Genomic DNA, 21,072 nt, shown 5'->3' on the forward strand with positions numbered 1-21,072 from the left:
ATAGTGTAAAATAGTGCTATATGTATATTTGGTAATAGCCCAATTGTACATATAAATTTAAAAATGGAAAGGGGGAAACTAAATGCTTACATGGGTAATTCGAGTGTGTTTTTTGATTCTAGGTGGGACAACGGGAGTCTTTTCACTACCAGCACTATGGGTGAAACTTGGAATAGGTCACATTCTGCTAATTAATAATCCTTATACTGATGCTCTGATTGGTGCACTTATATTTTATCTTATTACTTTCTGGGCGGTGAAATATGTAGAAGCCGCACTTAATTGGTTAGAGGAAAAGTTAGCTAAAATTGCTATTGCAACTCTTGTTTATGGGGGACTTGGTTTATTTGTAGGTTTGGTCATTGCATTTTTCGCAAGCAATGCACTAAGTCAAACAAATATTCCGCTTTTAAATTCTGTAGTACCAGTTATTTTAACGTTGGTGTTAGGTTATTTAGGGTTCCGTATTGGAATCAGTCGTCGTAATGAATTTGGTAATTTTGTTAATAATAGAAATGCTAAGAAAAAAACACCAGAAGAAGAGAAGACAGAAGAGAAATCTAAGAAAACCTATAAAATTTTGGATACGAGTGTAATTATTGATGGTCGTATTGCAGATATTTTGACTACTGGATTTTTAGATGGAACGGTGGTTATTCCACTATTTGTGTTAGCCGAACTTCAGCATATTGCGGATTCATCTGATACGCTTAAACGTACAAGAGGGCGCCGGGGATTAGATATTTTAAATCGAATCCAAAAAGAAGATGCTATTCAAGTGGAAATGTATGAAGGTGATTTTGAAGATACGCCAGAAGTGGATAGTAAACTTGTGAAACTTGCTAAAGTAATGGGCGGTATTGTTGTTACAAATGATTATAATTTAAACAAAGTATGTGAGTTCCAAAATGTACCTGTTTTAAATATTAATGATTTAGCTAATGCTGTAAAACCTGTTGTTTTGCCAGGTGAGAAAATGACTGTTCTTATGGTGAAAGATGGTAAAGAACACAATCAAGGCGTTGCATATTTAGATGATGGAACAATGATTGTTGTAGAAGATGGTCGTAAATTTATTAATGAAACAATTCAAGTGGAAGTAACGAGTGTACTTCAAACATCAGCAGGAAGAATGATTTTTGCTAAACCATCCTGATTAGAAGGAGGAAATAAGCATGAATTATGAGTTGGTTTTTTTAGCGGCAGGTCAAGGGAAACGTATGAATGCCCAGAAAAATAAAATGTGGCTAGAGTTAGTTGGTGAACCAATTTTCATTCATGCCTTGCGTCCTTTTTTAGCAGATAATCGTTGTTCAAAAGTGATTGTTGTGTGTCAAGAAGAGGAAAGAAAGCATGTGAAAGAATTAATGAGTCAGCTTAATGTTGCTGAAAGCCGAATTGAGATTGTGAAAGGCGGAAGTGAACGCCAATATAGTGTGGCGGCAGGTCTTGAACGTTGTGGGACGGAGCGTGTTGTCTTAGTGCATGATGGCGCAAGACCGTTTATCACGGTAGATATTATCGATCGATTATTAATTGGTGTAAAGCAAAGTAAAGCCGCGATTTGTGCAGTAAAAGTAAAAGATACGGTGAAACGAGTGGTGAATGGTGTCGTTCAAGAAACAGTTGATCGTGAAAATCTTTGGCAAGTTCAAACGCCGCAAGCCTTTGAATTGCCTATTTTGCGGAAAGCGCATCAACTTGCTCGAAAAGAACAGTTTTTAGGAACGGATGAAGCTAGTCTGGTTGAGCGACTTCCTTGTCCTGTTGCTATTGTCCAAGGAAGCTATTATAATATTAAGCTGACAACTCCTGAAGATATGCCGCTCGCAAAGGCGATTTTAGGGGAACTTGGAGGGATAGCAAATGATTAGAATTGGCCAAGGTTATGATGTACATAAACTTGCTTATGACCGAGAACTGATTGTTGGCGGGATTAAAATTCCTTATGAGAAAGGGTTACTAGGTCACAGTGATGCGGATGTACTTCTGCATGCTATTACTGATGCTATCATAGGCGCAATTGGTGCTGGCGATATTGGTCATTTTTTTCCGGACACAGATATGGCTTTTAAAGATGCGGATTCAGCTGAGCTACTTGCGGAAATTTGGCAGAAGGTAGAGGCGGATGGTTTTCGTCTTGGAAATCTAGATGCTACTATTATTGCTGAAAAGCCAAAAATGGCGCCATATGTTGAGCAGATGAAGCTTCGGATTGCGGAGTTGCTACATGCGGATTCAGCCCAAGTGAATGTAAAGGCGACTACGACCGAGAAATTAGGGTTTACTGGTCGGGAAGAAGGCATCGCAAGTCTAGCCGTTGTCTTACTTGAAAAATAATTGAAGGAGTGAATAATTGTGAGTGAAACAAAACGAGTACGTGTGCGTTATGCACCAAGTCCAACTGGATTTTTGCATATTGGGAATGCGCGTACTGCCTTATTTAACTATTTATTTGCAAGACATAATGATGGAGATTTTATCATTCGAATTGAAGACACGGATGCGAAACGTAACATAGCTGACGGTGAAGAAAGTCAAATGACAAATTTGAAATGGCTAGGTATGGACTGGGATGAAGGCGTGGATGTTCCTGGAAAATACGGACCTTACCGTCAATCGGAACGTCAGTCCATTTATGAACCGCTAATTCAACAACTTTTAGATGAAGGCTTGGCTTATAAATGTTATTGTACGGAAGAAGAGCTGGATGCTGAACGTGAAAAACAAAAAGCAAATGGTGAAATGCCTCGTTATAGTGGGAAATGTCGTCATTTAACAAAAGAACAACAAGCGGAGAAAGAAGCACAAGGTTTTAAACCAAGTATTCGTTTCAAAGTGCCAGCAAATGAAACAATTACTTTCAATGATATGGTGAAAGACGATGTTTCGTTTGAATCAAATGGAATTGGCGATTTTGTTATTGCGAAAAAAGACGGGATTCCGACTTATAACTTCGCTGTAGCAGTGGATGACCATTTAATGGAAATCTCTCATGTTCTTCGTGGGGATGACCATATTTCGAATACGCCTAAACAAATTTTGATTTATAATGCATTTGGCTGGGAGCCGCCAATTTTTGGTCATATGACACTTATTGTGAATGAGAGCAGACGTAAATTAAGTAAACGTGACGGTTCGATTATTCAATTTATCGAACAATATCGCGATTTAGGATATTTACCAGAAGCATTATTTAACTTTATTGCTATGCTTGGTTGGTCTCCAGAAGGGGAAGAAGAAATTTTCTCTAAAGAAGAATTCATTAAAATGTTTGATCCAAAACGTTTATCTAAATCACCAGCGTTGTTCGATAATGTTAAATTAACATGGGTGAATAACCAATATGTGAAAAAATTACCGCTAAATGATGTAGTAGAACTTTCTTTACCTCATTTACAAAAAGCGGGTGTTGTATCTGCTGAGCTAAATCAAGCTGAACTTGATTGGGTGCACAAATTAGTGTCACTTTATCATGAGCAAATGAGCTATGGTGCGGAAATTGTGCCACTTTCAGAAATGTTCTTTGCGGATGCAGAGTCAATTACGTTTGATGAAGAAGAGACAGCGGTGCTTGCGGAAGAAACAGTTCCAACCGTTATTTCGGCTTTCAAAAAAGAACTAGAAGCACTAGAAGTTCTTGAAGCTGCGGAAGTAAAAGCAGCAATCAAGCGTGTCCAAAAGGAAACTGGCGTAAAAGGTAAAGGTCTATTTATGCCAATTCGTATCGTAACTACGGGTGAAATGCATGGTCCTGAATTGCCACTTGCAATCGAAGTTCTTGGTCGTGAAAAAGTGCTTAATCGTTTGGATACATGGTTGAAAAATAATTAATTTTGAATGAAAGCATCTCGGCTATTTGCGGGGTGCTTTTTTATTTTGATATATTTCAGTTGCAAGGAATTTTATTGCTGTTATAATAGAACTAAATATACGGAAAAAGTGATGATGGGAAGAAGTATGGAATTCTAAGTTTATAGAGAGAGTCGCCATGGCTGGAAGCGACTTAGCTGAACACTCCTGAAATGCCTCCCTGAATTCTGATGGGAAATTTAGTATCATCAGACGAAATGTGGGTCGTTACCCCCACCCCTAGAGTTGGAGTATTTGCTAAAATTAGCAGTACTCAAGTCAGAGTGGAACCGCGCAAAGCGTCTCTGTATCGGAGGGGCTTTTTTTGTTGGCGTAGGTTCCAATGAAAAAATGTACGAACTTGAATAAGGAGGCAACAAAATGCCAACTCGCTTAAAAGAAGATATTGCAACAATTATAAAGAATGACCCTGCGACGAAGAGCTTTTTTGATGCTTTTTTAACGAATCCGGGATTGCATGCGCTTTGGTGGCATCGTGTGGCGAACTTTTTTTATCGTCACAAAATGGTTTTGTTTGGAAAAGTATTATCGCAGACCGCTCGTTTCTGGACTAATATAGAGATTCATCCAGGCGCAACTATTGGTAGAAGGCTTTTTATTGATCATGGTGCAGGAATTGTTATTGGTGAAACAGCAGAAATTGGTGATGATGTAACGATATTCCACGGAGTTACGCTAGGTGGAACTGGGAAAGATTGTGGGAAACGCCATCCGACTGTCGGTGACGGGGCGCTCGTTTCGGCGGGAGCGAAAGTACTTGGGCCGGTGGAAATTGGAGCAGGAGCGCGTATTGGCGCAGGAGCTGTCGTTTTAAAAGATGTACCACCAGGCGCGACGGTTGTTGGGATTCCTGCTAAGGTTGTTCGTTTGAATGGTCGTACGGTAGGACATGCGGTTCCTAAAATGGATGAACTGACATTACGAATTGCGGAATTAGAAAATATAGTAGAAAAACTTTTGAAGGAAAAGGAGTAGATCTTATTGTCGATACAAATTTTTAATACGTTAAAACGAGAGAAAGAGCCTTTTAAACCACTAAAAGATGGCGAAGTGAAAATGTACGTTTGCGGACCGACTGTGTATAACTACATTCATATCGGAAATGCGCGACCAATTATTGTTTTTGATACAGTTCGACGTTATTTTACGTATCGTGGTTATGATGTGAAATTCGTGTCTAATTTTACGGATGTAGATGATAAATTGATTCGTGCGGCTAATGAACTTAAATTGACGGTTCCGGAAGTGGCGGATCGCTTTATTGGGGCTTACTTTGATGATGTGGATCAACTAAATGTGGCGAAAGCGACTGTGAATCCACGTGTAACAGAAAATATGGATGAAATTATTCAATTAATCAGCACGCTAATCGAAAAAGGCTATGCGTATGAGTCGGCTGGCGATGTGTATTTCCGGACGAAAAAATTCAAAGATTACGGGAAACTATCTGGCCAAGAATTATCGGAATTGCAGCACGGGGCTCGGGTTGAATATAATGAGCGTAAGCAAGATGAGCTTGATTTCACGCTTTGGAAAGCGGCTAAACCGGGTGAAATTTTCTGGGAAAGTCCGTTTGGTAATGGGCGCCCGGGTTGGCATATTGAATGCTCGGCGCTTGCGAAAAAATATCTTGGTGACACGATTGATATTCATGCGGGCGGGCAAGATTTAGTATTTCCTCACCATGAGGATGAGATTGCTCAATCCGAAGCGGCAACTGGGAAAACGTTCGCGAACTACTGGATGCATAATGCCTTTTTAAATATTGATGGGGAAAAAATGTCCAAATCACTTGGGAATTTTATTACGCTGCATGATGTGCTAAAAGACAATGATCCAAATGTGATTCGTTTCTTCATGCTATCTGTACATTACCGGAAGCCAATTACGCTGAATGATGCTATTTTAGAAGATGCGAAAAATGGTTTGGAACGATTAATGATTGCATACCAAAATATTGATCATCGTATTCAAACAGATGACGGTGAATATGTGGAAGAAGCGCATGAGGACGAGTGGCTAGAACAGCTAACGGAATTAAAACAAGCTTTTGAAGATGATATGGATGATGATTTCAATACAGCGAATGCAATTACTACTTTTCACGAACTTGCAAAGCGTGCCAATATTTATTTGGCTAAAGAAACTGTTTCTATCAACGTTCTGCGCGAATTCTTAAGCATGATGCGTTTGTTTGCGGAAGTGTTAGGTTTAAAATTAGAGAATACGCAAACAGATTCGCTGGATGATAGCGAAGTAGAAGCGTTAATCGAAGAACGTCTGCAAGCGCGAAATGAACGTAATTTTGCACGTGCTGATGAAATTCGAGACATTTTAAAAGAAAAAAATATTATTTTGGAAGACACTGCGCAAGGCACGCGGTTTAGACGGGGGTAAATCATGGCAGAAGTGAAAGAATACAAACAACTTAATGGCCTCGCGCTTGCTTACATGGGTGACGCAGTTTATGAAAAATTTATTCGCGAATATTTACTTGCTGCTGGAAAAACAAAACCGAATCAGTTGCACAAAACGGCGACAAAATTCGTTTCTGCAAAAGGGCAAGCTGTGGCGCTAAAAGCTATGATTGCGGAAGGCTTTTTGACGGAAGAAGAAGATAGAATTGCAAAGCGTGGGCGTAATGCCAAGTCGTATACAGTGCCTAAAAATACTGACCCTGGAACTTACAGTATGTCCACATCTTTTGAAGCGGTGCTAGGTTATCTTTACTTAGCCGGTGAAGTGGAACGTTTACAAGAATGGATGGAAAAGGCGCTTGAAATAGTAGAAAAAGGAGTGGAAAACAACTAATGGAACAAGAAAATGAGCAAGAGTGGATTGGCGGGAGAAATCCTGTTCTTGAAGTATTACGATCTGATAGAGATATCCATAAAATATACGTGCAAGAAGGTTCACAAAAAGGCGTATTAAAACAAGTCTTAACATTAGCGAAAGACCGGAAAATTCAAGTTCAATTTGTACCTAAACAAAAGATTGAAAAAGTAGTAAGCGGTGCTCATCAAGGTGTTGCAGCTCAAGTGGCGGCTTATCAATATGCGGAGTTAGACGATTTATTCGCTGCTGCTGAAGCGAAAGATGAAATGCCATTTTTCATTATTTTGGATGAATTAGAAGATCCACACAACTTAGGATCAATTATGCGTACAGCGGATTCTGTTGGAGCACATGGGATTATTATTCCAAAACGTCGCTCTGTAGGTTTGACGCAAACTGTAGCCAAAGCAAGTACTGGAGCGATGGAGTATGTTCCGGTGGTTCGCGTAACGAATATGGTGCGGACAATGGAAGAACTACAAAAACGCGGACTTTGGATTTTTGGAACAGATGCGAAAGGTAGTAGCGATTACCGGACGATGGATGTGGATATGCCGCTTGCTATTGTTATTGGTAGCGAAGGGTTTGGCATGAGCCGCTTAGTACGTGAAAAATGTGATTTCCTCGTTCATTTACCAATGCGTGGAAAAGTTACTTCACTTAATGCGTCAGTTGCAGCTAGTTTGTTACTTTATGAAGTTTATCGGAAACGTTTCCCTCTGGAGAAATAAAGATGGAACAAATTCTGCTTGTTGACGGGTATAATGTGATTGGGGCTTGGCCAGAACTTAGTTTCTTGAAAGATCGTGATTTGGAAGCGGCAAGAGATAAACTTGTAGAGTGGATGGCGGAATATCAAAGTTATACAGGATATCGGGTGGTGGTCGTTTTTGATGCACAGTTTGTCCGGGGCGTGAAGCGTAAAAGTAAGAAGTATCAGGTAGAAGTAGTTTTTACGCATGAGGATGAAACGGCAGATGAGTACATCGAACAAAAAGCGATTGAATGGAAAAACGTGCGGACGCAAATTATGGTAGCAACATCTGACTATACAGAACAGTGGGCTATTTTTGGACAAGGTGCACTACGAATTTCATCCCGAGAGTTACTTTTTGAAATTCAAGAAATGAGTAAACAAATCGGACAGAAAATCAAGCGAATTCAGGAAGAAATGCCGAAATCAAACCTTAATCTGGATTCTGATGTCATTTCACAGCTCGAAAAGTGGAGAAGAGGCGAGGAGTAAGGGATTGACGGTATGTTTTTGACTATGTATAATGGAGCAACCATAGAAGAAATCCTGTCGTAAAGGAGCCGATTAGCCTAGTGGATAATTCAGTGAATCAAGAAGAACTTGCGATGCTCGAACTAGCGAGAAGCGGTGATACAGAAGCGTTAGAATATTTTTTCAGTAAGTATCAATCGGTTATTTACTGGAAATCAACCCAATATTTTCTGCAAGGTGCGGAGCGGGACGATTTAATCCAAGAAGCGATGATTGGTCTTTTCAAAGCAATTCGGGATTACGATAAAACAAAAGAAGCTTCTTTTCGATCTTTTGCAGAAATGTGTATTAACAGACAGCTTCTTTCGGCGGTGAAGCGGGCATCTAGGCAGAAAAATATCCCCCTTAATAATTCTGTTTCACTAGACACACCAATGGCTGAGGACGATGTAGACTGGACGTTATTAGATGTCATTTCCGAAAAAGCAGCCGAAACGCCAGAAGACTTTTTAATTAAAAATGAAGATTTAATACATGTAGCACGTCAACTAGAACAAGTCACAAGCGAATTTGAAAAAGAAGTGTTAAAACAATATTTAGAAGGCAAGAGCTATCAAGAAATGGCACTTTACTTCAATAAAAAAGAGAAAGCAATTGATAATGCTCTGCAACGCGTGAAAAAGAAAATGATGAAACAGCTAGAATGAAAAAACAATTGACTAGCTAAGAGCCAAATGTTATATTTATATGGATGAAATGTGCCTATTTTTTGGCATGGCATATTTAATGATTGCGGAGTTGAGATAATTTATGAAGAAGAAAACATCCCTCGCTTGTTCTGAGTGTGGTTCAAGAAACTATACAGTCAATGTTAGCGGGACGCAGAAAGAAACGCGTTTAGAAGTGAAGAAATTCTGCCGACACTGCAATAAACATACATTACATCGAGAAACAAAATAGACGATATGGAGGTTTTGGTATGTCTGCAATAGCAAGATTCTTTCGGAATGTTTCATCCGAAATGCACAAAGTTACGTGGCCAACTAGAAAAGAACTTTTAACATACACAGTAACAGTAGTTATTACAGTAGTTTTATTTGCTCTATTCTTTATGTTAATTGATTTCGGTATCGAACAAATTATTAAACTTATCGTGTAGTGCTAGGAATTTTACAAAGATAATGATATACTATTACTTGAGACAAAACCCGTACAACTTTCGGGTTTTTTATTTTGGATTATACTAAAAGGAGGATGGCGGCAAAATAGGATGCTGCCAACTAAACAATGGAAAAAAATTGGTATGTAGTGCATACTTACTCCGGTTATGAAAATAAAGTCAAAGCAAACTTAGAAAAACGTGTAGAATCAATGGGCATGTCCGATAAAATTTTCCGAGTTATCGTACCGGAAGAAGAAGAAACAGAAGTAAAAAATGGTAAAACAAAAACAATTAAACGTAAAGTTTTCCCTGGTTATGTATTAGTAGAAATCGTTATGACAGATGATTCTTGGTATGTTGTTCGTAATACCCCTGGTGTTACAGGCTTCGTTGGTTCAGCAGGTTCTGGATCAAAACCAACACCATTACTTCCAGAAGAAGCGGATCGTATTCTTAAAAGCATGGGCATGGTGGAAAAACGTGCGGAAGCTGACTTTGAAATCGGCGAAACAGTTATGGTCAAAGAAGGGCCATTTGCTGACTTCTCCGGTAAAGTGGACGAAATGGACAATGACAAAGGTAAAGCGAAAGTCATGGTTAACATGTTCGGACGTGAAACGCCAGTCGAAGTGGATTTCAACCAAATCGAAAAACTTTAAAATGTGCAACCTCTACATTATTTGTGGAGGTTGTTTTGTTTGGGAGGCGACCAAATGGACAAAGCAAAGCAAATTTATCTAGAGTTTAAACGAGAAGCCGATTTTTTAGAGCTCGATTTTCCGTTGTTTTTAGGTGACGGGCCAGGTTTTGGCGAGCTTTGTATGGATTATAGTGAACAAGATGGCTATATGCTCTATGGTTACGAACGTGGCATACGAAATAGTGAATTTAAAACAACAGACTTGGAAGAATTTAAATACGAGGTTTTCTTGCATATTTGTTGGTACATGGGAATGGAGTTTGAACTGCGCCACCGGAAAGAAGACATGCGGCACGACGATAATATTTTAGAAGCAGACACCAGAAAAGTTGCTTTTGAAAAAACATTACAACTACTAAAAATGGTGAATCCGGCATGGATAGATAAGGCAGCACAAGGTTACACGGCGTATTTGAATTTATGGCGTGAAAATAAAAATGTTTATTTCGATAAAGAAGCAATGAAATTTAAAGTAAATTTATAAATAATCTTGCAACTACACATTTAAAATGGTATCATATATAAGTACGTTTTTGACGTATGTTTTAACGTGGGAGGGGAAATATCAGCCCCAGTCAACCACATCGCGGACTTAAGGAGGTATGTCTCGTGGCAAAAAAAGTGATTAAAGAAGTTAAACTTCAAATTCCAGCAGGTAAAGCAAATCCTGCACCTCCAGTTGGACCTGCATTAGGTCAAGCTGGCGTAAACATCATGGGATTCTGTAAAGAGTTTAATGCTCGCACAGCCGATCAAGCTGGTCTTATTATTCCTGTTGTGATCACTGTATTTGAAGACCGTTCGTTTACGTTCATCACTAAAACTCCACCAGCAGCTGTATTACTTAAAAAAGCAGCTAAAGTGGAAAAAGGATCCGGTGAACCAAACAAAACAAAAGTTGCATCTGTAACTCGCGCTCAAGTACAGGAAATTGCTGAAACAAAAATGCCAGACCTTAACGCTGCAAATGTTGAATCTGCAATGCTAATGGTTGAAGGTACTGCACGTTCTATGGGTATCACTATCCAAGACTAATCGTGTGTTTCACAATTTGACAATTAAGGAGGAAAAGAAATGGCTAAGAAAGGCAAAAAGTATCAAGATGCTTTAAAACAAATTGATGCAAACAAAGTTTACACTGCAGAAGAAGCAGTTGAACTTGCTAAAAAAATTGACTTCGCTAAATTCGATGCAACTGTTGAAGTAGCATTCCGTCTTGGCGTTGACCCTAAAAAAGCGGACCAACAAATCCGCGGTGCTGTTGTATTACCAAACGGTACTGGTAAAACTCAACGCGTATTAGTATTCGCAAAAGGTGAAAAAGCTAAAGAAGCTGAGGCTGCTGGAGCTGATTACGTTGGTGAATCTGAATTCGTTGAAAAAATCAACCAAGGTTGGTTTGAATTTGACGTTATCGTTGCTACACCTGACATGATGGGTGAAGTTGGTAAATTAGGCCGTGTCCTTGGACCAAAAGGTTTAATGCCAAACCCTAAAACTGGTACAGTAACTATGGACGTAACTAAAGCAGTTAACGAAATTAAAGCTGGTAAAGTAGAATACCGTGTTGATAAAGCTGGTAACGTACACGCTGCAATCGGTAAAGTATCTTTTGATGCTGCTAAACTAGTAGAAAACTTCCGTACTGTGAATGACGTTCTACAAAAAGCAAAACCTGCTGCTGCGAAAGGTACTTACGTGAAAAATCTTTCCGTAACAACTACTTTCGGACCTGGAATCAAAGTCGACCCAGCAAGCTTATAAAATTTAACTTGACCAGCCCCTTGTCTTTTGATAAGATAGGCTAGTTGAAACAATCAAATATCCTTACCGTAGACAGTTGGTGCGTTTATCGCTTAAATTTGCCACCCGAGGGATTTCTTTTGAAGTGTGCGTCCGCGTGCATTTTACAAAAACCTCTGACGTCTACGGTGTCAGAGTTTTTTTGTTGCTGATCAAACGGAACTTGTGTCTGTTTAATTAGATTTAATTGTTGGACGGAGGTGGAAAAATGAGTAAAGTTCTTGAAGCTAAACAAAGTGCAGTAGAAGAAATTAAAACAAAATTATCAGCTAGTGCGTCTACAGTAATTGTTGATTACCGCGGCTTAAACGTTGGCGAAATCACTGAATTACGTAAACAATTGCGTGATGCTGGTATTGAGTTTAAAGTTTACAAAAACTCACTAACTCGCCGTGCTGTTGAAGCTAACGGTTATGAAGGTTTAGAAGGAGCTCTAACTGGTCCTAACGCAATCGCATTCAGTAATGAAGACGTAGTTGCGCCTGCGAAAATCCTTAACGATTTCGCTAAAGATCATGAAGCACTAGAAATCAAAGCCGGTGTTATTGAAGGTAAAGTTGCTTCTCTTGAAGAAATTAAAGCACTTGCAACACTTCCATCACGCGAAGGATTGCTATCTATGCTTTGCAACGTACTTCAAGCTCCAGTTCGCGGTCTTGCTATCGCTACTAAAGCTGTTGCTGACCAAAAAGAAGGACAAGAAGCATAATCTGTTCTACCCAGGGGAAACCCTACAAACAAATCTCGGTTAAATCCGAAAAAATTATATTATTGGAGGAATTTCAAAATGGCTTTAAACATTGAAGAAATCATTGCTTCCGTAAAAGAAGCATCTGTATTAGAACTTAACGATTTAGTAAAAGCAATCGAAGAAGAATTTGGCGTAACTGCTGCTGCTCCTGTAGCTGTAGCTGCTGCTGGTGGCGGTGCTGCTGAGCAAACTGAATTCACTGTAGAACTAGCTTCTGCTGGAGATTCTAAAATCAAAGTAATCAAAGTGGTTCGTGAAATCACTGGTCTTGGCTTAAAAGAAGCTAAAGAATTAGTTGACAACGCTCCTAAAGCTCTTAAAGAAGGCGTTGCTAAAGACGAAGCTGAAGAAATCAAAGCTAAACTTGAAGAAGTTGGCGCTAACGTAGAAGTTAAGTAATTAACTTAAAGACCTTAGATACTTGTTATCTAAGGTCTTTTTTATTGTTATATAAAAAAGACTTTTTAAGCTTTTTTTGAAGGATTTGAATCATGTTTATCCTTTTGAAGGCTTTTTTTTATTGCTATTACATGCTAGTATAAAGAGATGGATTAGTTTTCTGGGGGTTTATATATGGCAATTAAATCTATATCAAAATCTGAATTAGAAGTAATGAAGATTATATGGGATTTTGGAAGAGCGGTTCAGTATGCTGATGTTGCTGGAAAGCTAGAAGAGAAAAATTACTCGTGGAAAAAAAATACGGTACTAACTTTTTTAACGCGCTTGGTTGAGAAAAATTTACTTAGTGTGAAGAAAGTTGGTCGCAAAAACGAATATTACGCGCTTGTAAGTGAAAATGAGTATTTAGAACGACAAACGGAAACCTTTGTAGAAGATATTTATGAAGGGGATGTAAAAGGGTTAATTACAAATTTAGTGCAAAATGATTTAATTTCACCAGACGAACTAGAAGATTTACAACAATTTTGGAAAAGGATGAAATCACCTAATGAATGAACTACTTAAGATTTTCTTATCAATGGCTTTAACATCAGTTATATTAATACCGCTAGTCTGGATTTTACAGAGAATATTCAATCGTTATTTGAGTAAAGGGAAAATTTATTACTCATGGATGATTGTTTTTTTCTTTTTAACTATTCCTTTTGCTTATTTTTTCTTTAGATTTGCAAAAGATAGTGCGTTTATGTGGAGAAATAAAACGGAATTTGATGGGGTTACTTCCATCGTAGTGGATCAAAGTGGAGTTGTATTACAACATGATTTTAAAACTGTTTTTTGGATGACGGTACTGGATTATTTATGGGTAGCTTGGCTCGTGATATTTTTACTAACTTTTATTTACCGTATAGCTTCGTATCGTAATTTCAAAAAATATGTATTTTCTGGTGCGCGAAGAGTAGATGATTTGGAACAGCTCGATTTATTGGCGGAAACTATGGAGGAATTGAATGTTAAACGACCGGTAGAGTTGATGATAAATCCACTTATTTCTTCACCGATTTTTCTTGGGCTAAAAAAGAATGTGATAGTTATACCAAATGAAACTTTTTTGAACGATGAATTGCATTATATTTTTAAGCATGAGCTCGTTCATTGTAAACGTAAAGATATGTATTATGTTTGGATGGTCCAATTTTTCACTTGTGTCTATTGGTTTAACCCGTTGATGTATCTGATGAATAAGCGGATTCAAATGGATCGTGAATTAGCGTGTGATGAAGCTGTTTTAGCTACATTGCCTAAAAGTAAATATATTGGTTATGGCGATACGTTGCTTTCGTCACTTGCTAAATCAGGAAATTACAAGGAATCTTATGTAGCCGTATCGCTTCATGAAAATGCGAAAGCTTTAAAAGAAAGGCTTACATGTATTGCGAACTATGAAACGCCAAGTAAAAAACATAATATATTATTCTTGATTTTTATTATTGTATTATGTAGTGTAGGCGTTTTATTTAGTGCTTTTCAAGCGGATATGTTTACACTAGAAAAGAAGAAAGGCATTACAATTGAACGAAAAAATTGAACTAGTAGAAACTTCTCTTTTTTGTAAGAGGAGTTTTTTATTATGTTATTGACTTTTAAAACTACGTAGTGTAGTATTAGATAGCATAATAAATTACTAGAGGGGCGGAGAAGAAATGTTTGGTCGAAAAAAGGTTTCTATACCAGAAGAATATCTGCAATTTAATCAATTTTCAGCAGACAAAGAGCGCTTGCTTTGTATAGGAGCTTTCACTACAGAGAATAAACATAAAGTAGAAACAAAATTAGATGGTTCGAATAATATGTTGAAGCTGTATTATCCAAAGAATCGAGCTGCAAAAGTCATGAAGTATTGGTTGCCAATGTTTGGGATTAATGATGGCTATTCTGCTGTAGAGGTAATCACTAACTGGATTCAAGCAAATGATTATTCAGGAATGATTGCTGCAAATACAACAAATAAAGTTATTCGAATTGTTACTAAAGCTTCTCAAAAAGAAGGGCTAGATGAAACTTCGCTTGTAGCAGCTGCTAACAAAGTGAAGACATATGGCGCATTTGATTTAGATAGATTAGGTTATATTGTGCGTGTCTGCTATTCTTTAGATTTGATCAATGAGGAGCAAGCATGGGGCTTCCTTGAAGAATTATGGGACGCTGCGACAATGCATTATGATGACTGGGATGAGTACTGCGTTAGTTATTTGAACGGAGAAGAAGGTTTGGATACAAATTGGTACAGCGATGGTGTTAAGGCCTATGTGGCATTACGAAAAGACGCAGCTAGTTTGTTAAATAAATATCAACTAAAAAACTAAACAAAAAAGGGAGTATAACAATCAATGAAAAAGTTTTTAAGTATCTTAAGTATTTTAGTTTTAGCTTTACTTGTAACAGCTTGTGGAAGTGAGTCAAGTGAAAAGAAAAGTGAGAAAAAAGAAGAAAAAATGGAGACAGTAACCTATGTAGCAGACATTAGTGGCGCTAAATTAGAAGCAACATTTTCTCATGTTGGTGATAATTTAAGAAAAGTAGATCAAAAAATGGTTTATCCATATGCTGCTCTTGGGATTGATAGTGAAAGTCTTGCTAATTTAGATGACGCTATGAAGAAACAATTGGAAGAGCAAGTTGCTTCCCAATACTCTGCATATAAAGATAGTAAAGGAGCTTCACTAGAAACGAAATTTACTGATGAAGCGCTAGAATTAACAATGTCTGTTGATCTATATAAAGCAGATAAGGATTCAGTTGCTTCCCTGCTTGGCGGAACTACAGATCCTAAAAATGTTAGTCTAAAAGAAACTGTAAAACAATTCGAAGCTCAAGGGTTCAAGAAGAAATAATATTAATAACTTAGAAACAGGCGCTTAATAATCAAAGCGCCTGTTTTTCTTTTGTTAGCGCTACTTTAGAAGGGGATTTTATGCTAAAATAGCTAGAGATACGAAAGGAAGGTGCGGTTCTTGACTAACAATCATTACTACACAAACGACGAAACAATTAAACACAACCGAAAAACATGGCAAGTGATGTTAAAAGGTTTTAATATGAGTTTTACAAGTGACAATGGTGTGTTTTCCAAAAATACGGTCGATTTTGGTTCGAAATTATTGATTGAATCTTTTGGGTTAGAAACGAAAACAGGAAAAATTTTGGATGTTGGTTGTGGTTATGGTCCGATGGGATTAACGGTAGCGAAAGCGTTCCCTGATAGCCAGATTGAAATGGTGGACGTTAATTTGCGTGCACTAGAACTCGCGAAAGAAAATGCGGAAATCAATAAAATTACGAATACGCATATCTATGAAAGTTCGGTTTATGATAACGTAACTGCGAACGACTACCAAGCGATTATTAGTAATCCGCCAATTCGTGCAGGGAAAAAGATAGTTCACGCTATTTTAGAAGGTGCTTACGATCACTTGCAAGAAACCGGAGAACTTTGGATTGTTATTCAAAAGAAACAAGGCGGTCCATCTGCTGAAAAGAAAATGGAAGAAGTTTTCGGCAACGTTGAAACAGTCGCAAAAGATAAGGGCTATTTTATTTTCAAAAGTGTTAAAAATTAAGTTGTATCAAGTGTGGAAACGTGCTAATATAGAAATTTAAAAAATGGTGAACTTCAAAAATGCAGATGTATCTTTATACTTTTCCAAAATCAATAAAACGTATCTTTGGCATTTGAAGGTTTACCTACTACAACGCCTAAACAACTGAATGACAAAAAGAACTTAGGGTATTAAGTTATGGGGAATGAGGAGAAACGTTATGCGGGAGAAAAAGGTTCGAGGAATTAAACGGAAGTCTAATAATATGATTGAACGAATTGAAGCAAAAACGTTAGAGTTTCCAACAGAATTTTATAATGGTTATTGGCATTTACACCTACCAGTTGCTCAGGACTTTATAAGTTCCAATAAAACACCAAAAAAAATCAAACAATTATGCATTCAAACGCTATTGGATAGAGCTGAACATCTAATTGGTTTGAAGCCGGATGATAAAGAAAAATATCGAGTAGTGGTTGCAGTTGATTTAGCAGATTTATGGGGTTCACAAATTATTGTATTTAAAGGTGACTCGCATTTTAAAGATTTTTTTAATAGGAATGATGAATATCAAAAGTGGCTCAACCTTCCTGATAATAGAAACATTCAAACTGAATGGGGATTATCTATTCCAAATGATATGAAAAAATCAGGTTTTAAAGAAGTAATTACTGATGAAGATGGATACCACTATGAAGGTGAAATTTGGTTTATAGGGGAGTTAAAATAAACGAAAAGGGACATTTAAATTCATATGTCCCTTTTCCTAGTCAAAATAACAACAATATTGTTTAACAGAGCCATTTGTTAAATAAGATAATCGTGTATATATCGTCAATATAAAGATGTTCATAGAAGTGGCGGGAACCATTTTATTGAGGTGAATCAAGGTTCTGACGGTATTTACCTTGTAATCCATAGTGGAAGTCGGGTGCTGGGTAAAGAAATCGCAGAATATCACCAAGAGGTAGCTTATAAAAGATTAGGCACATTGCGTAAAGAATTGAAATTAGACGCAACTGCTGCGAAAAAACGCGGCAATTTAGAAATGGCCAACAACTTGAACAGTGAGCGCGAGCAAGTGAAATTGGATTATGACTTATCTTATGTGACGGGCTCTGATTTAAACAATTATTTAAATGACATGGAAATTGCACAAAAATTTGCAGCGCGTAATCGTTACATCATGGCAGAAACTATTTTAAAAGCGATGAAGTGGAATAAGGCAGTTGTTTCGGCGTTTGATTGTGTGCATAATTATATTGATATCGACAACCGCATGCTTAGAAAAGGTGCGACATCTGCTCAGCTTGGGGAGCAAATTATCGTTCCGCTTAATATGCGTGATGGCAGCATTCTTGCAACGGGTAAAGGAAATGCAGATTGGAATTACTCGGCGCCACACGGGTCGGGAAGGATGCTAAGTCGCTCTAAAGCAAAAGCGCAAATCAGTTTAGAGAGCTATCAGGCGGCAATGAAAGACGTTTGGACTACTTCTGTTTCTAAAAAAACAATTGATGAAGCTCCAAAAGCCTATAAATCAGCTAAACAATTACTTGCTGATGTAGAAGATACGATGGAGATTCAAGAAATAATTAAACCGTTATACAATTTCAAAGCATGATGGAAAACGCGACAAATATAGGAAACTACAGAAATTAAGGTGCGTGTTTTATGTGGAAAATAATGTGGATAGAGATAATAAATATGTAAATATAGAGGACTTCGATTTGTCTTGGTATTTTAATGTTGAAGGGATTAAAATGTCGGATGAGGAAATGAAGTATATAAAACCTCTTGCTAAAGCATATAGTAGCAAGATGTGGGAAAAGTATATTAGTCATCGTCATCTCCATTTTGAGCAACTTGATTCTGAGGACAAATTACCTCCATTAGCAAGAATGGATTACAATTGGCTGGATGATTTGGATAATGGTTTGTATGAGAATTTTAGTAACTATCTGTTAAGAAATATAAACTATCATCAACAAGATACCGTTTTAGCGTTTTGGCTAAAGGACTATGCTGTAGAAACGGAGTGGCGTTTTTTTATAAAGCATTGGTCTGAATTCCTTTTTGATCAAGGTGTTGTATTAATAAATGTTTCAAGTGAACAATTCTTAATGTTTTGTTCAAATGGTACTTTGTTCAAAGGGGTGAATTCTTTAAATTAGGTGACCCTAAGAAATCTTTATACAACTTCAAAGTATAAGCAAGCAGCATGTATTAATATATGCTGCTTCTTCTTTTCGTTGTTAGAGTAGCGTTATAAGGAAATAAGTTCTCACTTTTTCTGTAATCTGATATAATAAATTAATATAGATGAATTTGAACTTTTAGGGAGATAGATATGAATAAAGTGACGAAAATTGGAGATGTAGCAGAGAAAACGGGCTATTCTATAACTACTATTTCTCGAGCAATTAATGGTAATCCAAATGTTTCAGATAAAACAAAAAAGAAAATTTTTGCTGCGATGAAAGAACTGAATTATTATCCTAATAATATTGCTCAACAATTTCGAGGGCAGGGGACTAAGATGATTGGTGTTGTGATTTCCTTTATAACCAATCCTTTTTTTGCGTACCTTGTTGATGCGATTGAACGCTATCTATCTCACAGAGGGTATCAGGTTGTCATGTTGCAAACTTTAGAAAATCCTGCAAAAGAATTACAATTTATCGAGATGTTACAAAAGAAACAGCTAGATGGATTGATTATGGCTAACTTAGAAAATGATACAGAAGAAATTAAATCACTCGTTGAAAGTGGCAAAATTGTTCTTTGTAATCGTTATCTGGGAAATGAAAATTTAACGATTATTAACATTGATGAAACGAAAGCGGCTTATCAAGCAACGAACTATTTAATAAAATGCGGTTATAAACGTATTGCCTACTGTACTGGTGGCATTAAAAATAAAAATGATTACCGTTTTAAAGGATTCATGCAAGCTGTAACAGAAAATGGACTTTCTTTTGATGAGTCATTGTATTTTGAGAAGTTATTAACCATTAAAGATGGCGAAGAGCTTCTGGTTAATATTTTAGAAGAGAAATCTACCATGCCGGACGCAATTTTTTCAAATGGTGATACGGTTGCTGCTGGGATATTATATGCTGCAAAAAAATACGGGATAGCAGTGCCAGAGGAGCTGGGAATCATAGGTTTTGATAATCAACCTATAGCGGAGGTTCTGAATCCGGCGCTGACAACTATTGAACAACCAATTAAAGAACTTGGTGAATATTCGGCGCAAGTTCTATTGGCTAATTTACAAGGAACGAGTGTGCCGGTAGCGCCAGACCTTGAAACAAAACTAATAATAAGAGAGACTACCAAGTAAATTCTCTCTTATTATTTTTATGAAAACGGTTGACATTTTATAAGATAATTGATATTATTTTTACGATATATGAAACCGCTTAAACTAAAATGACAACCGGTTGTCATTTTAAGTGAAGATAAGGAGAATGTTCAAGTATGAAGAAGTTACTTTTGTCCATCAGTATTATTGTCGGTTTAAGTTTGTTGGCTAGTTGTGGTGTAGAAAAGGAGTACAAGCCAGATATAAAAGTAAACGAGAAAAATGTTTCTTTAAAAGTTTGGGTGGATTTAAATCAGGGAGATTTTTATAGGAAAGTGGTAGATGATTTTAAAAAAGAACATCCTGATAAAAATTATGATATTACGGTTATTGAATCTGAATCTGGACGAGCACAAGAATATGTTCAGAAAGATCCAGAAGCTGCGGCGGATGTATTTATAACTCCGAATGACCGTCTAGGACAACTGGTAGAGTCTGGTGCGGTTTACCAATTGACAAAGTATACAGATGATATTAAGAAAAATAATACACCAACCTCCATTCAAGCTGCTACATATCAAGATAAAATGTATGGTTTTCCTGTGACGGCGGAAGCGATGTTTATGTATTATGATAAGCGCGTTTTTTCAGAGGATGATATTAAAACTTTTTCTGGAATAACGTCTAAAGGGAAGCTCGGAATAAATCTTGCGGAAGCTGGTGCGGATTATCGTGAAACACCTTGGTTTATTGCAAATGGTACATATCTTTACGGTGAAAATGGCGAAGACCCTTATGGGACAACCTTTAACACTCCAGAAGGCGTCCAAGTATTGAACTGGATTGGTGAGCTGAAAAATAATCCTAACGTTGTCGCTGTAAATGCAGATGAGATTAGTGCGCTTAGATCCGGTAAAATAAATGCCGTTTTTAGTGGGGTTTGGAATAAAGATGCGATACGAGAGGTTTTAGGTGAAAATATGGGAGTGGCAGTATATCCGAAGACCGATTTTGGAAGTGGTCAGGTAGATATGATGGCTTTCCAAGGAAGCGGGATATACTGTGTGAACGCATTTACTAAATCGCCATTAGATGCGATGGAGCTGGCTGATTATATTACTAATGCGGATGTGCAGGAAAAAGCTTTTAAAGAGCTAGGGAAAATTCCGAGTAATTTAGAGGCACGAACTAGTTCTACAGTAGAAAAGGACGATGTGGCGAAAGCAGTTATTGATATGACATCTGGAAAGCACTCCGTTTTAATGCCGAAAATACCTGAAATGAACGTTTTTTGGCAACATATGAACCCGCTATTAGTAGATACTTATAAAGGCAAGATTAAGAAAGAGGATTATCCAGAGGCGCTCGATAAATTAGTCAAAGATATTACACCAGCGAAATAGGAAAGTAGG

27 protein-coding genes, 1 pseudogene and 2 other annotated features are annotated in these 21,072 nt (G+C 37.4%); all 28 genes and pseudogenes read left to right on the forward strand.

Annotated features, from left to right (window positions below; translation table 11 throughout):
• Positions 1-82 precede the first annotated feature (82 nt).
• The 28 genes and pseudogenes from AB2Q86_RS01355 to AB2Q86_RS01490 all read left to right on the forward strand — a co-directional run bounded on the left by AB2Q86_RS01355 (position 83) and on the right by AB2Q86_RS01490 (position 21,063).
• Entirely contained in the window at positions 83-1,156 is a 1,074-nt protein-coding gene (locus AB2Q86_RS01355; protein ID WP_003737958.1) for a PIN/TRAM domain-containing protein, read from the forward strand.
• A 19-nt stretch (positions 1,157-1,175) separates the two neighbouring features.
• On the forward strand, positions 1,176-1,874 hold the full coding sequence (gene ispD / locus AB2Q86_RS01360; protein WP_012582075.1) for a 2-C-methyl-D-erythritol 4-phosphate cytidylyltransferase: 699 nt from the start codon (positions 1,176-1,178) through the stop codon (positions 1,872-1,874).
• Positions 1,867-2,340 (forward strand): 2-C-methyl-D-erythritol 2,4-cyclodiphosphate synthase, encoded by a 474-nt coding sequence (ispF, locus tag AB2Q86_RS01365; protein ID WP_003740385.1) that lies wholly within the window; start codon positions 1,867-1,869, stop codon positions 2,338-2,340. The genes ispD and ispF overlap by 8 nt, the downstream gene beginning before the upstream one ends.
• Positions 2,341-2,358: 18 nt before the next feature.
• Entirely contained in the window at positions 2,359-3,834 is a 1,476-nt protein-coding gene (gene gltX / locus AB2Q86_RS01370) for a glutamate--tRNA ligase (RefSeq protein WP_003729193.1), read from the forward strand.
• A 102-nt stretch (positions 3,835-3,936) separates the two neighbouring features.
• Positions 3,937-4,162 (forward strand) — a binding site (T-box leader).
• 71 nt (positions 4,163-4,233) lie between these two features.
• Complete coding sequence (gene epsC / locus AB2Q86_RS01375; protein WP_003732828.1) at positions 4,234-4,848, forward strand: serine O-acetyltransferase EpsC; 615 nt, start codon at positions 4,234-4,236, stop codon at positions 4,846-4,848.
• 6 nt (positions 4,849-4,854) lie between these two features.
• Positions 4,855-6,270, forward strand: a complete 1,416-nt coding sequence (gene cysS, locus AB2Q86_RS01380) for a cysteine--tRNA ligase (protein ID WP_003724083.1) — start codon at positions 4,855-4,857, stop codon at positions 6,268-6,270.
• A 3-nt stretch (positions 6,271-6,273) separates the two neighbouring features.
• A complete protein-coding gene (locus AB2Q86_RS01385) occupies positions 6,274-6,684 on the forward strand; it encodes a Mini-ribonuclease 3 (protein WP_012582073.1) in 411 nt (136 codons plus the stop codon).
• Positions 6,684-7,439, forward strand: a complete 756-nt coding sequence (rlmB, locus tag AB2Q86_RS01390) for a 23S rRNA (guanosine(2251)-2'-O)-methyltransferase RlmB (RefSeq protein ID WP_012582072.1) — start codon at positions 6,684-6,686, stop codon at positions 7,437-7,439. Before AB2Q86_RS01385 ends, rlmB begins: the two co-directional genes overlap by 1 nt.
• Positions 7,440-7,441: 2 nt before the next feature.
• A complete protein-coding gene (locus tag AB2Q86_RS01395; protein ID WP_003726877.1) occupies positions 7,442-7,954 on the forward strand; it encodes an NYN domain-containing protein in 513 nt (170 codons plus the stop codon).
• An 80-nt stretch (positions 7,955-8,034) separates the two neighbouring features.
• Positions 8,035-8,640: an RNA polymerase sporulation sigma factor SigH gene (locus AB2Q86_RS01400; protein WP_003729191.1), complete on the forward strand. Its 606-nt coding sequence runs from the start codon at positions 8,035-8,037 to the stop codon at positions 8,638-8,640.
• 103 nt (positions 8,641-8,743) lie between these two features.
• Positions 8,744-8,893 (forward strand): 50S ribosomal protein L33, encoded by a 150-nt coding sequence (gene rpmG / locus AB2Q86_RS01405; protein ID WP_003728079.1) that lies wholly within the window; start codon positions 8,744-8,746, stop codon positions 8,891-8,893.
• Positions 8,894-8,912: 19 nt separating this feature from the next.
• A complete protein-coding gene (secE, locus tag AB2Q86_RS01410) occupies positions 8,913-9,092 on the forward strand; it encodes a preprotein translocase subunit SecE (RefSeq protein WP_003726895.1) in 180 nt (59 codons plus the stop codon).
• 128 nt (positions 9,093-9,220) lie between these two features.
• Entirely contained in the window at positions 9,221-9,754 is a 534-nt protein-coding gene (gene nusG / locus AB2Q86_RS01415; RefSeq protein WP_003726896.1) for a transcription termination/antitermination protein NusG, read from the forward strand.
• Between the two features lie 54 nt (positions 9,755-9,808).
• A complete protein-coding gene (locus AB2Q86_RS01420) occupies positions 9,809-10,279 on the forward strand; it encodes an Imm63 family immunity protein (RefSeq protein ID WP_014588996.1) in 471 nt (156 codons plus the stop codon).
• Positions 10,280-10,404: 125 nt separating this feature from the next.
• Positions 10,405-10,830, forward strand: coding sequence for a 50S ribosomal protein L11 (gene rplK, locus AB2Q86_RS01425; RefSeq protein WP_003718336.1), 426 nt, complete (start codon positions 10,405-10,407; stop codon positions 10,828-10,830).
• 39 nt (positions 10,831-10,869) lie between these two features.
• A complete protein-coding gene (gene rplA, locus AB2Q86_RS01430; protein WP_003726838.1) occupies positions 10,870-11,559 on the forward strand; it encodes a 50S ribosomal protein L1 in 690 nt (229 codons plus the stop codon).
• 48 nt (positions 11,560-11,607) lie between these two features.
• Positions 11,608-11,751: a sequence feature (ribosomal protein L10 leader region), on the forward strand.
• 55 nt (positions 11,752-11,806) lie between these two features.
• Positions 11,807-12,307 carry a 50S ribosomal protein L10 gene (gene rplJ, locus AB2Q86_RS01435; protein ID WP_003723030.1) on the forward strand — a complete coding sequence of 167 codons (501 nt, stop codon included), beginning with the start codon at positions 11,807-11,809 and terminating at the stop codon, positions 12,305-12,307.
• A gap of 78 nt (positions 12,308-12,385) precedes the next feature.
• Entirely contained in the window at positions 12,386-12,748 is a 363-nt protein-coding gene (gene rplL / locus AB2Q86_RS01440; protein ID WP_003729189.1) for a 50S ribosomal protein L7/L12, read from the forward strand.
• A 174-nt stretch (positions 12,749-12,922) separates the two neighbouring features.
• The gene (locus tag AB2Q86_RS01445; protein ID WP_003729188.1) at positions 12,923-13,309 is read left to right on the forward strand and encodes a BlaI/MecI/CopY family transcriptional regulator; all 387 of its coding nucleotides are present in this window, start codon (positions 12,923-12,925) and stop codon (positions 13,307-13,309) included.
• Positions 13,302-14,342: a M56 family metallopeptidase gene (locus tag AB2Q86_RS01450; RefSeq protein WP_012582070.1), complete on the forward strand. Its 1,041-nt coding sequence runs from the start codon at positions 13,302-13,304 to the stop codon at positions 14,340-14,342. The genes AB2Q86_RS01445 and AB2Q86_RS01450 overlap by 8 nt, the downstream gene beginning before the upstream one ends.
• 115 nt (positions 14,343-14,457) lie before the next feature.
• On the forward strand, positions 14,458-15,120 hold the full coding sequence (locus tag AB2Q86_RS01455; RefSeq protein WP_008946660.1) for a DUF1266 domain-containing protein: 663 nt from the start codon (positions 14,458-14,460) through the stop codon (positions 15,118-15,120).
• A 24-nt stretch (positions 15,121-15,144) separates the two neighbouring features.
• Positions 15,145-15,648 carry a YehR family lipoprotein gene (locus AB2Q86_RS01460; RefSeq protein ID WP_003735385.1) on the forward strand — a complete coding sequence of 168 codons (504 nt, stop codon included), beginning with the start codon at positions 15,145-15,147 and terminating at the stop codon, positions 15,646-15,648.
• A gap of 120 nt (positions 15,649-15,768) precedes the next feature.
• Positions 15,769-16,374, forward strand: coding sequence for a class I SAM-dependent methyltransferase (locus AB2Q86_RS01465; RefSeq protein ID WP_012582069.1), 606 nt, complete (start codon positions 15,769-15,771; stop codon positions 16,372-16,374).
• A gap of 199 nt (positions 16,375-16,573) precedes the next feature.
• Positions 16,574-17,083: a DUF3916 domain-containing protein gene (locus AB2Q86_RS01470; RefSeq protein WP_012582068.1), complete on the forward strand. Its 510-nt coding sequence runs from the start codon at positions 16,574-16,576 to the stop codon at positions 17,081-17,083.
• A 129-nt stretch (positions 17,084-17,212) separates the two neighbouring features.
• Positions 17,213-17,977: pseudogene (locus AB2Q86_RS01475) on the forward strand (RtcB family protein); the annotation flags it as partial.
• 52 nt (positions 17,978-18,029) lie between these two features.
• The gene (locus tag AB2Q86_RS01480) at positions 18,030-18,527 is read left to right on the forward strand and encodes a DUF2947 family protein (protein ID WP_012582066.1); all 498 of its coding nucleotides are present in this window, start codon (positions 18,030-18,032) and stop codon (positions 18,525-18,527) included.
• Between the two features lie 176 nt (positions 18,528-18,703).
• Entirely contained in the window at positions 18,704-19,699 is a 996-nt protein-coding gene (locus tag AB2Q86_RS01485; RefSeq protein ID WP_003723038.1) for a LacI family DNA-binding transcriptional regulator, read from the forward strand.
• A 137-nt stretch (positions 19,700-19,836) separates the two neighbouring features.
• Complete coding sequence (locus AB2Q86_RS01490) at positions 19,837-21,063, forward strand: extracellular solute-binding protein (protein ID WP_012582065.1); 1,227 nt, start codon at positions 19,837-19,839, stop codon at positions 21,061-21,063.
• Positions 21,064-21,072 lie beyond the last annotated feature (9 nt).

It is taken from the genome of Listeria monocytogenes (genome assembly GCF_041765605.1).
GTDB classification, from domain to species: Bacteria; Bacillota; Bacilli; order Lactobacillales; family Listeriaceae; genus Listeria; species Listeria monocytogenes_D.